13 protein-coding genes and 1 pseudogene are annotated in these 15,842 nt (G+C 70.0%); 11 read left to right on the forward strand and 3 right to left on the reverse strand.

The features are described 5' to 3' along the window. Positions 1–136 precede the first annotated feature (136 nt). The 5 genes from AB0J16_RS12875 to AB0J16_RS12895 all read left to right on the forward strand — a co-directional run bounded on the left by AB0J16_RS12875 (position 137) and on the right by AB0J16_RS12895 (position 6,156). Positions 137–1,501: an FAD-binding oxidoreductase gene (locus AB0J16_RS12875; protein WP_358537990.1), complete on the forward strand. Its 1,365-nt coding sequence runs from the start codon at positions 137–139 to the stop codon at positions 1,499–1,501. A 116-nt stretch (positions 1,502–1,617) separates the two neighbouring features. Then, entirely contained in the window at positions 1,618–3,402 is a 1,785-nt protein-coding gene (locus AB0J16_RS12880) for a carbamoyltransferase C-terminal domain-containing protein (protein ID WP_358537992.1), read from the forward strand. 45 nt (positions 3,403–3,447) lie between these two features. Then, positions 3,448–4,245 (forward strand): family 3 encapsulin nanocompartment shell protein, encoded by a 798-nt coding sequence (locus tag AB0J16_RS12885; RefSeq protein WP_358537994.1) that lies wholly within the window; start codon positions 3,448–3,450, stop codon positions 4,243–4,245. Between the two features lie 13 nt (positions 4,246–4,258). Then, positions 4,259–5,023: an SDR family oxidoreductase gene (locus tag AB0J16_RS12890; protein ID WP_357960323.1), complete on the forward strand. Its 765-nt coding sequence runs from the start codon at positions 4,259–4,261 to the stop codon at positions 5,021–5,023. Then, entirely contained in the window at positions 5,020–6,156 is a 1,137-nt protein-coding gene (locus AB0J16_RS12895) for an MFS transporter (RefSeq protein WP_358537996.1), read from the forward strand. The genes AB0J16_RS12890 and AB0J16_RS12895 overlap by 4 nt, the downstream gene beginning before the upstream one ends. 60 nt (positions 6,157–6,216) lie before the next feature. Here the strand turns inward: AB0J16_RS12895 and AB0J16_RS12900 are convergent, their stop codons facing one another. The 3 genes from AB0J16_RS12900 to AB0J16_RS12910 all read right to left on the reverse strand — a co-directional run bounded on the left by AB0J16_RS12900 (position 6,217) and on the right by AB0J16_RS12910 (position 8,548). Then, complete coding sequence (locus AB0J16_RS12900; RefSeq protein ID WP_225289552.1) at positions 6,217–6,867, reverse strand: response regulator transcription factor; 651 nt, start codon at positions 6,865–6,867, stop codon at positions 6,217–6,219. Positions 6,868–7,358: 491 nt separating this feature from the next. Next, positions 7,359–7,916 carry an NUDIX hydrolase gene (locus AB0J16_RS12905; protein ID WP_358537999.1) on the reverse strand — a complete coding sequence of 186 codons (558 nt, stop codon included), beginning with the start codon at positions 7,914–7,916 and terminating at the stop codon, positions 7,359–7,361. A gap of 77 nt (positions 7,917–7,993) precedes the next feature. Then, positions 7,994–8,548: a cupin domain-containing protein gene (locus tag AB0J16_RS12910; protein WP_358538001.1), complete on the reverse strand. Its 555-nt coding sequence runs from the start codon at positions 8,546–8,548 to the stop codon at positions 7,994–7,996. 449 nt (positions 8,549–8,997) lie between these two features. Here AB0J16_RS12910 and AB0J16_RS12915 point away from each other — a divergent pair. The 6 genes and pseudogenes from AB0J16_RS12915 to AB0J16_RS12940 all read left to right on the forward strand — a co-directional run. After that, positions 8,998–9,078 (forward strand): annotated as a pseudogene (locus AB0J16_RS12915) (SWIM zinc finger family protein); the annotation flags it as partial. A gap of 540 nt (positions 9,079–9,618) precedes the next feature. Continuing rightward, on the forward strand, positions 9,619–10,665 hold the full coding sequence (locus AB0J16_RS12920) for a hypothetical protein (RefSeq protein ID WP_358538834.1): 1,047 nt from the start codon (positions 9,619–9,621) through the stop codon (positions 10,663–10,665). After that, the gene (locus tag AB0J16_RS12925) at positions 10,662–12,146 is read left to right on the forward strand and encodes a DUF5691 domain-containing protein (RefSeq protein WP_358538003.1); all 1,485 of its coding nucleotides are present in this window, start codon (positions 10,662–10,664) and stop codon (positions 12,144–12,146) included. Before AB0J16_RS12920 ends, AB0J16_RS12925 begins: the two co-directional genes overlap by 4 nt. Continuing rightward, positions 12,143–13,222, forward strand: coding sequence for an AAA family ATPase (locus AB0J16_RS12930; protein WP_358538006.1), 1,080 nt, complete (start codon positions 12,143–12,145; stop codon positions 13,220–13,222). Before AB0J16_RS12925 ends, AB0J16_RS12930 begins: the two co-directional genes overlap by 4 nt. Positions 13,223–13,553: 331 nt before the next feature. Beyond that, a complete protein-coding gene (gene iscB / locus AB0J16_RS12935) occupies positions 13,554–14,855 on the forward strand; it encodes an RNA-guided endonuclease IscB (protein WP_358538009.1) in 1,302 nt (433 codons plus the stop codon). Between the two features lie 87 nt (positions 14,856–14,942). Next, positions 14,943–15,842, forward strand: coding sequence for a choline kinase family protein (locus tag AB0J16_RS12940; protein WP_358538012.1), 900 nt, complete (start codon positions 14,943–14,945; stop codon positions 15,840–15,842).

Raw genomic sequence — 15,842 nt, forward strand, 5'->3', positions numbered from 1 at the left:
TGGTCGGGTAGTGAATTACGCGCTGGACCTAAGAGCCGACTATCGCGGCAAGTCCCCGGAAAGACAACCCCCTCGCTTGTGTCACAAATGCGTGATAAGCCGTCGAAGAACCTCGGCCCGAGAAAGGAACGAGCCAGTGACGGTCTCCACGCTGAACGCCCTGAACGCCGCCTGCCCCGATCGGGTGGTCGGACCCGGCCACCCCGCTTATGACGAGGTGCGGCTGCTCTTCAACGGCATGCACGATCTACGGCCGCGGCTGATCTGCCTGCCGCGTGACGTCGCGGAGCTGCGGATGGTGATCCGTGCCGCCCGCGAGTCCGGGCTGGTCACGGCGGTACGCGGCGGCGGGCACAACGTCGCCGGGTACGCCTCCGTCGAGGACGGGCTGGTCATCGACCTGCGGCTGATGAGCTCGGTGACGGTCGATCCGGGCCGGCACACCGCCACGGTCGGCGGCGGCGCCACCTGGAGCCAGGTGGACCTGGCGACCACCGCGTACGGGCTGGCCACCACGGGCGGCACCTTCGACACCACCGGCGTCGGCGGCCTGACCCTGGGCGGCGGCCTCGGACATCTGATGGGCAGATACGGCCTGACCTGCGACAACGTGCTCTCCTACCAGCTCGTCACGGCCGCGGGGGAGGTGGTCGAGGTGGACGCGGAGCGCGATCCCGAGCTCGACTGGGCGCTGCGCGGCGCGGGCCACAACTTCGGCGTGGTGACGGAGTTCCGCTTCCGTACGCACCCGGTGGGCCTGCTCTACGGCGGCTGCGTGGCCTATCCGCGCGCCGAGCTCGGCCGGGCCGTACGCCTGTTCCGCGAGCTCATGCTCGACGCGCCCGACGAGCTCAACTGCACGCTGTTCCTGAAGAGGTACGGTCCCACGCACGTCCCGGCGGCGGTGATCTGCGTGGCCTACAGCGGCGACGACGAGGGATACCGGGCGGCGCTGGAGAAGCGGCTGCGCGGGCCGGAGCTCCTCGACTGGCAGCTCATGCCCAGGTCGTACCTGTCGCTGCAGGCCGCGCTCGGCCGTCTGGCGTTCGGGCTCAGGCACTACTGGAGCGCCCGCTTCGCCGACGCCCTGCCGGACGCGCTGGCCGACGCGCTGGTCGAGCGGTTCCTGGCCGGCCGCTGGCTGGGGCCCTTCAGAGACGGGATCCTCGTCGAGGCGTTGCACGGCGCGGTGCGGCGGGTGCCCCCCGAGGCCACGGCCGTGCCCTTCCGCGGCGCCGCCTTCAACGTCACGGGCACGGCGATCTGGGCCGACCCGGCCGCCGACGAGGAGCGGATCGCCTGGGCGCGGTCCGTCTCGGCCGCCGCCGAGCCGTACAGCCGCTGGGGCGACGGCTACATCAACTATGCGTCCACCGGCGACCGAGCCAGGAAGACCTTCGGCCAGACGGCCTTCGACCGGCTGACCTCGGTGAAACGGCGGCTGGACCCGGACAACTTCTTCCGCGCCAACTACAACGTCGCGCCCTCACCCGTCCGCTGAGCCGCGTCCACCGGCTCAACGATGCGTCGCCCCCGGGGTCATCACCAGGTGGACGCCGTCCAGGGCGGCATGACCTTCACTGGTGGGACCCGAGTCCTTCACCGCAAGGAGTTCTCGTGATCGTCCTCGGATACAACGGGTTCGGTAAGGTCGCCGAACTCTTCGCGCGTTATTACGGGTCGACGGGAATCGACCGCCACATGCTCTACGGCCACGATTCCTCGGCGGCCCTCATGGTGGACGGGGAATTGGTCGCGGCCGTGGAGGAGGAGCGGCTCAATCGCGAGAAGAAGACCGGCCGGTTTCCGGCCCGGGCCATCGAATGGGTTTTAAGGGCGGCCGGGAAAACGTACGACGAGGTCGATGTCTTCGCGCATTCCTGGCGTTTCTCCCAGGACGTCATGAACAACATGATCGCCGAGATCGTGGACGCCGACGCGCCGGTGGACAAGAAATTCGCCAGGCTGCGGCGGCTGGACGACACCTATACCAGGATATTCAGTCAGGAGGCCATTCTCGCCGACTTCCACGAGCACACGGGCCACCCGCTGACCGCCGAGAAGCTGGTCACGGTGCCGCATCACCTCGCCCACCTGATGACGGGATACCACCTGTCCGGGGGCGGGGAGGCGGCCTTCGTGGTCAGCGACGGCCGGGCGGAGTGGCTGTCGGCGATCCTCGGCGAGGTGCGCGACGGCAAGGTGCGCCTGTTCGACGACGCGACCGTGGACGGGGACAACTCGCTCGCCCTGCTGTTCGCGGTGCTGACCAGGTATCTCGGCTTCATGCCCAACAACGACGAGTACAAGGTCATGGGCCTGGCCGGCCACGGCCCGCCGCCGGAGCCCAACCCGCTGCTCAAGCACGTGGTGGCGCTGACGGGCAACGGCCGCTACACCATCCCCTACGCGCCGCGGGCCGTACGCGCCTATTACGCGCTGTTCGACCGGATCTTCGACACGGACCCGGACGGCCGGGAGGACTTCGACGTGCGGGTCCGGGTCGCTGCGGCCGCACAGGAGATGGTCGAGGCGGTGACGGCCCACCAGTTGCGCGCGCTGGAGGAGCGCAGCGCGCTCCCGAGGCTGCTGTTCGAGGGCGGCCTGGCGCTGAACTGCGTCAACAACACCAAGCTGCTCGAAGGCTCCAGGTTCGCCGAGATGGAGGTGAGCTTCGGCGCCAGCGATCCCGGTGTGGCCATCGGCGCCGCCTTCTACGCCAGTCAGGAGGGGGGCGACAAGCCGCGGGTCTCCGGCTCGCCGTATCTGGGGCCCGCGTACGGCGACGACGAGATCCTCGCCATCCTCGACGCCCACGCGGGGCGCGTCGAATGGCGTGAGCTGGCACCCGGCGACGTGGCGCGGGAGACGGCGGCGCTGCTGCGGGAGAAGTGCGTGCTCGGCTGGTTCCAGGGCCGGACCGAATACGGGCCGCGCGCGCTGGGCAACCGGAGCATTCTGGCCAATCCCCGGTTCGGCGATATCAAGGACATCATCAACGACCGGATCAAGCACCGGGAGCCGTTCCGGCCGTTCGCGCCCGTCGTCCTGGAGGACGTGGCACCCGAGGTGTTCGAGATGGGGAAGAAGCGGGCCTCGCCGTACATGACGTTCGTCTTCCCCGTACGGCCCGGCTACCGCGACCTGATTCCCGGCGCCACGCACGTGGACGGCACGTCCAGGATTCAGACGATCCGCGAGGAGGACAACCCGCTGCTGGCGGAGTTGCTCCGCGCCTTCACCGAGCTGACCGGGGTGCCCTGTCTCATCAACACCTCGTTCAACGTGGCCGGTGAGCCCATCGTGTGCTCTCCGGCCGACGCCATGGACTGCTTCCTGAAGACCGAGATGGATTACCTCGTGCTCGGACGGTTTGTAGCCACCAAATCAGCTCAGCGTTGACAACCATTTGTGCCATTTCAACGGTCTTCTGAGGAGGGGCAAGGTATGTCTCCTGGCGAGGAGTTCGCGTGGGCGGTGGCGGGCTCGCGGAACGGTGGCGACGTCGAGGTGCCGTACCGGCTGGCGCTGACCGAGGCGTTCCCGCTGTTCAAGACCCGGCCGCGCTACACGGTCCGGCACCTGCTGAAGAGCGCGAAGGTGGGCGACGGGCAGGTGCCCTACGTCCATGAGGCGCCACCGCCCGAGCTGGCGCCGTCGGGGACGTCGTACGCCGAGACGCCCGAGTCCGTCTTCGCCGCCAGCGTCCGCGTGGCCGGTCTGACCGAGGTCAAGGTCGGTGTGCCCGTGCCCAAGGGCGTGCTCGACGAGCCCGGCCTGCTCGCCGCCTTCGTGGACTACCGCGTGCTCGTACGGCTGTCCACGGTCGAGAACCAGATCCTGCTGCACGGCTCGGGCGACGGCGCGATCGACGGGCTGCTGCACCTGGCGGAGTCGCGGCACGCGCCGTTCGACGGCGATCCCGAGGACGTGCTGACCGAGGCGGCGGCCGAGGTCGAGGAGACCGGCGGCTCGTGCGACGGGATCGTCACCCACCCCGGCCTGTACTGGAAGCTGGTCCGGGACGGGGCGCTCGACCGGCTGGCGACGGCCGGGATCCGCGTCTCGCGCACCCGCATGATCGGCGCGGGGGACGCGCTGCTCGGCGACTTCCGCGCCGCCGTGACGCTGCTCGACCCCGCGCAGTCCACGCTGCGGCTGCGCAGGGACACCGAGGTCATCGAGGCGAGCACCCGCGTCGGCCTGGCCGTACATCTGCCGCAGCACTTCCTGCTGGTCTCCTGAGAGGTGTCTGATCATGGACCTTGGGTTGAACGGACGTGTCGCGCTCGTGGCGGCGGCCAGCAGCGGGCTCGGGCTGGCCGTGGCCCGCACGCTGGCGGCCGAGGGCGCGCATGTCTCCATCTGCGCGCGCGAGCCGGACCGGCTGGCGCGGGCGCACGCCGAGATCGACGCGGCGGGTCCGGGACGGGTGCTCAGCACCAGCGTGGACGTGCGTGACGAGGCGGCCGTGGCCAAGTGGGTGGGGCGCACCGCCGACGAGTTCGGCTCGCTGCACATCGTGGTCAGCAGTTCGGGCGGGGTGCCGCACGGGTCGCTGGAGGAGTTCGACGTGCCCGTGTACCGGCGGGCGCTGGAGGACAACACGATCCCGCACGTGAGCGTCGTCCTGGCCGCCCTGCCGCACCTGGACACCGGCTGGGGCAGGGTGCTGATGCTCACCTCGGAGGCGGTACGCCAGCCGCTGCCCCTGACCGGCCTTTCGGCTGTGGCCCGGCTGGGCGTGCTGGGCTTCGCCAAGGGCCTCGTGCCGAGCCTCGGCCCGCGCGGCATCACCGTGAACGTCCTCGCCCAGGGCTTCCACCGCACGCCCGCGCTGGACCACCAGTTCGGCGACGAGGCGGACGCGGCGCTGGCGCGGGTGGCCGAGGGCCTGCCGATGCGCAGGATCGGGCGGCCGGGCGACTTCGGGGCGATCGCCGCGTTCCTGGCCAGCGAGCACACCTCCTTCATCACGGGCGTGGTGCTGCTGGTGGACGGCGGCAACACCCGCGGCCTGTGACCCCCTGGGCGCGGACGTTCGCCGGGCTGGTGGCGGCGCTGTTCGTCACGTTCACGGCGTTCGGCGCGGCGGTGCCGGTCATCCCGCGACTGGTGACCGAGGAACTGGGCGGCCCGCCGTTCGCCGTCGGCGCGGCCTTCACCGCGACCGCGGCGGTAACCCTGGCACTGCGCCCCTACGGCGGCCAGCTCGCGCAGCGCTTCGGCGGTCGCCGGCTGATGCTGGCCGGCTCGGCGCTGGCCGCCGTCATCGGCGCCCTGTACGCGCTCCCGTGGGGCCTGCCCGGCCTCATCACCACCCGGCTCGTCATGGGCGTCGCCGAGGCGTTGTTGTTCACGGCGGGCTCGGTGTGGACGGTCCAGCTCGCCCCCGAGAACCGCCGGGGTCAGATCGTCGGCTGGTACGGCCTGGCGATGTGGGGCGGCTTCATGGCCGGGCCCGCCCTGGGCGAGTCGCTGTACCGGCTCGGCTCCTACCCGGCGGTGTGGGCCGCCGCCGTGGTCCTGCCGCTCCTCGCCGTCGCGGTGCTGAGCCTGCTGCCGTCCGGCGCGCGGCTGCCGGTCGTGTCGCGCAAGCTCATCCCGGGCGCGGCGGTGCTGCCGGGGCTGGCGCTGGGCATGGGGGCGTTCGGGTACGGCGTGCTGGTGGGCTTCGGCGCGCTGGCCCTGTCTTCCAGAGGGATCTCCAACGGGCCCGTACTGCTGAGCGTGTTCAGCGCCGCGTACATCACGACCCGGCTCGTGGCCGGTCGCCTCCCGGACCGGCTCGGCCCGATGCCGGTGATCGTCGCGTCGAGCCTCGCGCAGGCCGCCGGCCTGGCCATGATCGGGTTCGCGCCCGGCTGGTGGGTGGCGGCGGCGGGGGCGGTGCTGTCGGGGGCCGGGTTCACCCTGCTCTACCCGTCGCTCGCGATGATCACTATCAGTCGAGCTCCGGAGGCGGAGCGGGGGGCGGCGCTGGGGGCGCTGAGCTCGCTGTACGACATCTTCTTCGGGCTCGCGGGGCTGGTCGGCGGGGTGGTCGCGGACATCAGCTATCCGGGGACGTTCGCGCTGGCGGCGGCCGTCGTACTCGGCTCACTCGCCCTCGGGCCGCTGGCGACGCGCCAGATCCCTGCGCGGCGATCAGGTTGACCTGAGGCCGGAGCAGCGGTCGGCGGAGGAGACCCATTGGCGGTCAGGTGGCATGGGCGGTCAGGTTGACATGAGGCCGGAGCGGTAGGCGAAGGAGACCAGCTGGGCCCGATCCTTCGCCTTCAGCTTCGCGCGGAGCCGGTGCAGATGTGTCCGTACCGTACTGACCCCGATGTACAACTCTCCCGCCACCTCCTCGGTCGACCGCCCCTGCGCGACCAGGAGCAGCACCTGCTGCTCGCGCGGCGTCAACCCGGCCAGCGTGGGCTGTTCCAGCTCGGCGGGAGGGGGTTCCCGCTGTCTGAACCAGTCGACCAGCCGCTGGGTCACGACGGGCGAGAGCATGGTCTGCCCCCGGCCCGCCGCCCTGATGACGGCGACGACCTCGTCCTGCGTGGAATCCTGGGTCAGCAGCCCGTTCGCGCCCGCGCGCAGCACGTCGGTGACCGTCTGGTCGGTATGGTCGACGGTGAAGACGACCACCCGAGGCTCGGGGTCCAGCTTCTCGGCCCGTAATCGCTGGATCAGCTCCAGCCCGGACAGCCCGCCGAGAGTCAGCCCGGTGACCACCACCTCGGGATGATGCTTGCGGGCGAGCATGATCGCATGGACTCCGCTGTCGGTGGTCTCGATCACGTTGACGTCGTCCCGGGAGGCCAGGATCGACAGTAGGCCGAACCGCGTGATCGCGTATTTATCACAGATAATCACTCTTAGTGACGCACCGCACATGCGAACTCTTTTCCGTGATTTGTGGGCAGCATGTCACATCTGTTCGGTTACGCCGGGGATGTACACGCGAATTCAGGGATTTCTAGGGGGCGTAGCATCTTGACATTTGATCCGACTTGGAGCTGGACGAGTGGGTAATGCGCTGTGGCGTGTGCGACAGGTGGGGCGGCGATGGCCACTGTCCGTCTGCACGGCTTGTTCCGTCGCCCGCTCAATGGCCGCGTGATCGCCCCCGTCGTCCCACCGCGCTGCTGCTCAACGCCACGGCCGCCGGGTAACCCTGGCGTGGCCGCGCGGCGCCGCTCACGGTGGCCCCCGCGAGGAAGCTGCGGAAGCGGCAGGGCGAAAAGGCGCAGTGCTCTGCGGACGGCGCTTTAGCGTCGTCCTATCGAATCCGAGGACTCAGCGGGAATTCTCGATGATCCCGTCTTTAAGCAGATTTGCCGTTGGTGTCGTTCGAGCGGGATGCGCTACTGGTTCGAGAGCAAGAACAGCGTGTAGGCCGCCAGTGTGGCGGCGTCCGTGATCTCGCTGTCGCGGATCATGGCCTCGAAGTCCGTGCGCTTGAACCACCGATGCAGCAGATCCTGCTCCTCGACCTCCAGCTCGTTGGGCCCCGGCTCCAGCCCGGTGGCCACGAACACGTCGAAGCCCTGTGACGACATGCCCTTGGCGCAGCTCAGCCGTCCCAGGTGCCGCATGTCCGCCGCCGTCAGGCCGGTCTCCTGGCGCAACTCCTCGCGTGCCAGATGCTCGGAGTCACCGGTCCGCATCTGCGGGAACGTGCCCTGCGGGAACTCCCACGACCGGGCGCGGATCGGGTAGCGGTACTGCTCCACCAGGTGCAGCCCGTCGTTCTCGACCGGGATGACCAGCGCGTAGTCGGGCTTCTCGACGTACGAGTAGATGCCTTCGGAGCCGTCCAGGCGGCGGATGCGGTCCTCGCGCATGCGCAGGTACGGGCTCTCGTACACGACCTCGGTCGAGAGGCGCCTGATGGGGTGTTCGCTGTCCGGTCGTACGTCCATGGCTCCTACTCGAATTGCGCGGTGAAGTCTGTCCGTGGCTCCTACTCGAATCGCGCGGTGAAGTCTGTCCGTGGCTTCTACTCGGTTCGCGCGGTGAAGTCGGCGAAGTCGAATCCCGGTGAGACGACGCAGCTGACCAGGACCTCCTCGCCGCCGGCGGGCCGGGCCGACTGCCACACGCCGCCCGGCACCACGGCCTGCGGCACCTGGCCGTCCTCGACCAGCGGGCCCAGGATGACAGTCTCGTCGCCGATGGTCAGCTCCAGCGGGCCGCCCCGATGCCACAGCCACACCTCGTCGGACCGGACCACGTGCGGCACCGACTCCTCACCGGGACCCAGCAGGAAGTAGATGCCGGTGGCGGAGGAGCGGGGCCCGGGATAACCGGCGGGCAGGAAGGTGACGGGAGCCCGCCAGGTCTCGCGGAACCAACCGCCCTCGGGATGGGGCAGCAGATCCAGGGCTCGGGCGATGGGCGGCCGCTCCTCGAACGCGATCGCCGCGCCGGTGACGTCACGACGCAGGAAGCGGGTGCCGTCGAGGACCAGCTGGCCGTCCAGCTCACTGGCCAGGGCCTCAGCCTCGTCGGCGACCTCGATGGACGGGCCGCTGGGATAGATCGTCAGCTCCACGTTGGTGATCCTACGTGCTGGGGTTCGCGGTGGCGGTGAGGTCGGTTGGCGGCGAACGGATCGCCCGGGTGCCGGTTTGCCGACGACTGCGGTTGACCGAGTGACAGGAGTGGGGTGGACCGACACACAGGAGCGCAGGGGAGCGACTGACAGGAGTGGGGTGGAGCGACTGACAGGAATGGCGTTGAGCGACGTCGTCTCACCCTGACCAGTAGCCGTGTGGATCTACTTGATGGATCGGTTGGAGCGGGCGGTAATTGTCGGTCGAGCTGGCTAGTCTGCGGCAAGTGATCGAACGGTGGAGCCGTGATCAGGTGCTCGCTCTCGCCCCCGACGCCTCGTCCCAGAAGGCGGCGCAGGGCGTGGCGACACCTGGCAAATGGAGCTTGCGCGGCACGACTGACGACGTGCTGTTCGGTGAGTGCAAGGGGAGTGGGGCCACGCCCTACATGGCGTGCGTCGACCTCTCCGAGCCCGCATATCGGTGCAGTTGCCCCAGCCGGAAGTTCCCGTGCAAGCACGCGCTCGGGCTCCTGCTCATGTGGTCGGCAGACGGGGTTCCCGCCGCCGATTCGCTGCCGCCGTGGGCCGCGGAGTGGGTCGCTATACGTACGGAACGTGCCGCCAAGGCGGCGGCCAAGCTCGAGGCCGCCCGCGCCCGTGCCACCGCGGAAGCCGAGAGCGACCCGGAACCGGCCGACTGGCCCGAATCGGATCCGACGCCGAACGCCGGGTCGGGTGGCGACCCAAACACAGCGTCGGACACGGGCTTGGGTGTCGGGTCGGGTTCGCACGCCGGATCGGGCACGGCGACGAACACGGGCATGGGCCCGGGCAGCGAATCGGGCACAGCGTCGGACACGGGCGCGGCCTCGGGCGGTGGACCGGGCACGATCTCGGGAACTGATTCGGGACCAGGTTCGGGCACGTCCTCGGGCTTGGGCGCGGAAGGTGGGCAAGGCTCGGGCGCGGCGGCTGGCGGTGGGTCCGGTCAGGGCTCCGGGCCGTCCTCCACTGGTAGGTCAGGTGGTGGGCGGGGTGCAGGGGTTGAGTCCGTTCGGCATGCGCGGGTGAGTGCCGGACTGGCCGAGCTCGAACGGTGGCTGGCCGACCAGGTGCGACAGGGCTTGGCGGGGACCGACGCCGACGAATGGGACGACCTGGCCAAACGCCTCGTCGACGCCCAGGCACCGGGCGTCGCCAACGCGCTCTCCCGGTTGCGGGAGGTGCGCATGGCCGACGACTGGCCGAGTCGGCTGCTGGCCGAATACTCGCTGATCAACCTACTGGCGGTCGCCTACCGGCGGCGAGCCGAGCTGCCTGGGCCGTTGCGCCAGACCGTCCTGATCCGCGCGGGCTTCCCCGTCGCGCGGGAGGACGTGCTGGTCCGGCCGGTCGTACGCGACCGGTGGCACGTCGTGGGCAGACGCGACGAGGAACACGACCGGCTGACCGCCCGCCGGGTCTGGCTCCGGGGCCATGACACGGGCCGGGCGGCGCTGATTCTCTCCTTCGCCGCCTCCGGCCAGCCGCTCGACGCCTCGCTGGTCACCGGCACCACGATCGACGCCGACGTCGCCTTCTACCCGGGCGCCGCACCCCTCCGCGCCCTGGTAGCCGCCCGCCACGCCATCCCTCGAAGCCTTCCCACTGACCGGACCACCTTCGCCGACCAAGGCGACGCCTCCGACCGGAACGCCTCCGACGATCGAGCAGATCTCGCCGGCCGGATGGATCTTGCTGGTGGGACGGATCTCGGGGGCCGGAGCGTCGTCCCCGACGGTCGGGCGGAGTTTGGCGGCCGGAGAGATCTCGGTGGCCGGGTTGATCTCGACGGCCGGGTCCCGCCCGGAGTGTCGCCGGAGGAGGCGCTCGGTGAGATCGCCGCCGCTGTGACCGCCGACCCGTGGACCGACTCCTGGCCCGTCGTGCTGGCGGGTGTGGTTCCTGGCCGCACTTCTGTGGGCGGGTTCCCGCTGCACCCGAGGTCACGTGACCCGTGGCGACTGATCGCCGTCTCCGGCGGGCGGCCGGTGACCGTGGCCGCCGAGTGGACCCCACTGGGCCTGCGCCCGCTGACCACCTGGGCCGACGACGGAACGGCGGTGATCCTGTGACCTGGGACGACCTGGCATCGACGGCACTGGTCGGCACCGACCGCAGGCCGTACGAGGGAGACCTGCTTGAAAGCGCCGCCGTAGAAGTGGTGCGCCGCCGCGCCGGTCAGCAACTCATCGAGACGACCAAGGCCGAGACGACCAAGGCCGAGACGACCAAGGCCGAGACGACCGAGGGCGACAGGGCCGACGGCCAGGCGACAGCGCGTGAGGCGACAGCGGGCGAGGGGGCCGAGAGCAAGGCACCGGCGGGTGAGGCGGCAGTGGGTGAGGCCACCGAACAGGGGTGGGCGAAAGACGAGGAGTTGCCCGCCGTGACCGCCCAGGCCGCCGAGCGCCTGGCCAGGATCCTGGGCGGCGAGTACGACCGTCTGCTCCCCGAATGGCTGGCCGCCGCCTCCACCGCAGGCCGCAGAGTGCCCCCGTACGTCCTGCCCGAACTCCTCGACCGGGGCAGACGCGACCAGTCGATCAGGGCGAATCTCGGCCTGGTCGCCGGGCAGCGCGGCAGGTGGCTGGCCGCCCTGAACCCCGATTGGGCGTACCTGCTCGAAGAGCCGACCGGCGAGACGTGGGAGCTGGGCAGCTCGGCCGACCGCCGCGCCTACCTGAGCCACCTCCGAAGGCACGATCCCAAGCAGGCCAGGACGCTCCTGGAGGCGGGCTGGGAGCGTGAGGGGCCGGACGACCGGGCGGCGTTCGTCGAGGTGCTGGCCGACGGGCTGTCGATGGACGACGAGCCGTTCCTGGAGCAGGCCCTCGACGACCGCAGGCGAGAGGTACGCCAGCAGGCCGCCAACCTCCTCACCCGCCTCCCCGAGTCGCGCCTGGCCCAGCGTATGGCCGTACGCGCGAGAAGCTGCCTGACCGTCGCCAGAAGCACGATCATCGTCGAGGCGCCCACAGCGTGTGACAAGGCGATGGAGCGCGACGGCATCCGGGCCAAGCCCCCGAGAGGCACCGGCGAGCGGGCCTGGTGGCTCCAGCAGGTCGTCGCCCGCGCGCCCCTCGCTCTCTGGGGCAGCCCCGCCAAGCTGCTCAAGATGAAGATCCCTGACTGGGACGGTGAGGTGAAGACCGCCTGGGTGCGGGCGGCTGTGCTGCAGCGGGATCCGGGGTGGGCGCGGGCGATGTTCGCGTGGGACCCGATCGCGGATCTGCTGGAGGCGCTGGGCCCGGACGAGCAGCAACGGCTTGCCGCCGATTTCGTGAAGAAGCATGACCTGGACAGCCAATTGATCATGGTGCTGGGCGGCGTGTCCTCGCACTGGCGGGAGAAGCTGGCGACGGCCGTCCTCCGCAAGATCACCAAGGTGGCCACCACCCAGCCGTGGAACCTCGGTGAGCTGATCAAACTGGCCGGCGAGCACATCGACCCGGCGCTCGCCGAGCTGGCCGAGAACTACTCACCCGTGCCGCCCATCCAGCAGGTCGCCGCCCTGCTGCGCTTCCGTGCCGACCTGATGAAGGAGCTCTCATGACCGTTCTGCGCCCCCATGCGGAAGACCAGTACGCCGAGGAGTTGGCCGTACTCGCCAAGGACGACGACCGGACCAGGCCACCCGGCTGGAAGCTGTCCCCGTGGGCCGTGACCACGTACATCCTTGGCGACGGCCGGCAGATCACCCCGAAATACGTGGGCGCCCGCCGCATCGTCGAGGTCGCCGTCGCCACCCTGGCCACCGACCGCGCGCTGCTGCTGCTCGGCGTGCCCGGCACGGCCAAGACCTGGCTGTCCGAACACCTGGCCGCCGCGATCAGCGGCGACTCCACCCTTTTGGTGCAGGGTACGGCCGGGACGGCAGAAGAGGCCATCCGCTACGGCTGGAACTACGCGCGGCTGCTGGCCGAGGGCCCGTCCGTGGAAGCGATGACCCCGTCGCCCGTCATGCGGGCCATGGCCGAGGGCCGGATCGCCCGCGTCGAGGAGCTCACCCGCATGCCCTCCGACGTACAGGACGCCCTGATCACCGTCCTGTCGGAGAAGACGCTGCCGATCCCCGAGCTCAACCGCGAGGTCCAGGCCGAACGCGGCTTCAACGTCATCGCCACCGCCAACGACCGCGACCGGGGCGTCAACGAGCTGTCCAGCGCCCTGCGCCGCCGCTTCAACACCGTCGTACTGCCGGTGCCCGCGACCGCCGAGGAGGAGGTGGACATCGTCTCGCGCCGCGTCACCCAGCTCGGCCGTTCGCTGGAGCTGCCCGAGACCAGCACGGGGCTGGCGGAGATCCGCCGCGTGGTGACGGTGTTCCGGGAGCTGCGTACGGGTGTGACGGAGGACGGCCGTACCAAGGTCAAATCACCCAGCGGCACCCTGTCCACGGCCGAGGCCATCTCGGTGCTGACCAGCGGCATCGCCCTCGCGGCCCACTTCGGCGACGGCGTGCTACGGCCCTCCGACGTGGCCGCCGGGATCGTGGGCGCGGTGGTGCAGGAGCCGGTGTCCGACCGGGTGGTGTGGCGCGAATACCTCGAAACGGTCGTCCGCGAGCGCTCCGACTGGCGCGACTTCTACCGCGCCTGCCGTGAGGTCTCGTCAACGACCCCCTCCTGAAGGAGAGGGCTTGAGGTGCCGTCAGGTGCTTTGAAGCCCCGCATTGACCAGCCTAGTCATCACCGTTGGAGGTGTGATCCAGATGGCTACCTTTCACGCAGGACCGCAGACCCACCAGCGAATGCTTCCTCAGTTCGCTGCTCTGGAATCCGTGGGAGCAGACACGCCCGAGGGTGGGCACGAAACGGCTCACGGACGCGCGGCAGGCCGCGCACCCGGTGTGGAAGCTGGGCGAGGGGAGATCCGCCGTAGCGCACCAGGCGGCGGGCGTCACCCCGACCCGGAGCAGTCCGGGAAGGGCGGACGGGTCCTTACAGACCCACACGTTTTCGTGCTCGATCGCGACGGGAAACCGTTGCAGCCCTGCCGGCCTGGCCGGGCCCGGCGGTTTCTCAAAGCGGGCCGGGCGGTGGTGGTCCGGCACACCCCGTTCGTCATCCGCCTGACCGACCGCACAGCGGCCGGCTCCACGGTGGCCGGCGTGCAGGTCGGCCTCGACCCCGGCTCCAAGCACACCGGCATCGCCGTCTTCACCGAACGCGACGGCAGCCGTACCGGGAAATACAGCGTCCAACTCGACCACCGGGGCGCGGCGATCCGCGACAAGCTCACCGCCCGCTCCAACTACCGGCGCAGCAGAAGGTCGCGCAAGCTGCGCTACCGCGCGCCTCGATTCCGCAACCGCACCAGGCCCAAGGGCTGGCTCGCGCCGTCTCTGCGGCACCGCCTGGACACCACCATGTCGTGGCTGGCCCGGCTGGGGCGGTGGGCACCCGTGCGCGCCATCCACGTCGAACGCGTCGCCTTCGACACCCACGCCATCTCGGCGGGTAAGCCGCTGGAAGGCATCGAATACCAGCAGGGCACACTGGCCGGATACGAGGCCCGCCAATACCTGCTGGAAAAATGGGGCCGGACCTGCGCGTACTGCGGCATGGCGGGGACGCCGTTGCAGGTCGAGCACATCCACCCCAAAGCGCGGGGCGGCTCCGACCGGATCGCCAATCTGACGTTGGCGTGCCGGCCGTGCAACCAGGCGAAGAACACCACGCCCGTCGAAGAGTTCCTGCAAGGCAAGCCCGCGCTGCTGGCGCGCATCCTCAAGCAGGCCAAGGCCCCGCTCCGAGACGCCGCGGCGGTCAACGCCACCCGCTGGGCGCTGTGGCGGGCGCTGACCGCGACGACTCTGCCCGTGGCCATCGGTTCGGGTGGGCGCACCAAGTGGAACCGCTCCCGTACGAACGCGCCGAAGTCCCACACCCTGGACGCCCTGCACGTCGGCGAACTCGCGCAGGTGACCGGGTGGCCGGGTCGCGTCCTGGTGGTCCGGGCCACCGGCCGCGGCCTCTACTGCCGAACCCGCACCGACCGGTACGGGTTCCCCCGTCTGCGACTTCCCCGAATCAAGCACGTCCACGGGTTCGCCACCGGCGACCTCGTTCGCGCCACCCTCGCCAAAGGCAAGCACGCCGGAGTCCACACCGGACGCGTCGCCGTCCGCACCACAGGCTCCTTCAACATCACCACCGCGACCGGCACCCACCAAGGCATCAACCACAAACACATCCGCCTGCTCCAAAGAGCCGACGGCTACGGCTACACCACGAGTCAGGAGAGCACCATTGAACGGTGAACCTCAGGGCACGCTCAGGCCCCTGGGAGCCTTTCCGTCCCCGTTTCCTCTCCGGCTCGAACGCCGGGGTATCCACGGGTGGTTCTGATGACCGAGATCCTCGACCGCATCCCCCTGCTGTCCGGCGTGCCGCGTTCCGTCGAGGAGCTGCCCGGCGGGCTGACCAACCACAACTACAAGGTGACCGTTCCCGGCGGGGCCTATGTGGCGCGGGTGTCGGCCAGTGAGGGATCGCTGCTGGCGATCGATCGGGACGTCGAGCACTCCTGCTCGCTGGCCGCCGCGCGGATCGGGGTGGGGGCGCCGGTGCACGACTATCTGCCGGAGCTCGGGGTGCTGATCGTGGGTTTCCTGCCGGGCCGGACGTTCACGGAGGCCGATCTGCGCGATCCGGCGAACCTGCGGCGGCTGGCCGAGGTGTGCGGTCGGCTGCACGCGGGGCCCCGGTTCGAGCGGGACTTCGACATGTTCGAGATTCAGCGGGGGTATCTGGAGATCGTCCAGAGCCGCGGATACCGCCTTCCGGCGAAATATCTCGACTTCATGCCCGAGGTCGAGCGGATTAGGAAATGTCTGGATATTCGGGATGTGGGGCGGGTGCCGTGTCACAACGATCTGCTGCCCGGCAACATCATCGACGACGGCGAGCGGCTCTGGCTGATCGACTACGAGTACGCCGGCAACAACGACCCCTGCTTCGAGCTCGGCAACATCTGGAGCGAGTCGGACCTGTCCCTGGACCTGCTGGACGAGCTCGTCACGGCCTACTACGGCCGCCGCCTGCGCCACAAGATCGCGCGGGCGCGGCTGCTCGGGCTCATGTCCAAGTACGGCTGGACGCTGTGGGCCTCGATCCAGGACGGCGCCAACCAGAGCATCGACTTCGACTTCTGGTCGTGGGGCATGGAGAAGTACGAGCGGGCGGTGGCCGAGTTCACCGGATCCGATCTGCCCCGCCTCATGGACGAGGCGACCCGGGCAGACTAG

The sequence above is a fragment of the Nonomuraea sp. NPDC049750 genome (assembly GCF_040659625.1).
In the GTDB taxonomy this organism is placed as follows: Bacteria; Actinomycetota; Actinomycetes; order Streptosporangiales; family Streptosporangiaceae; genus Nonomuraea.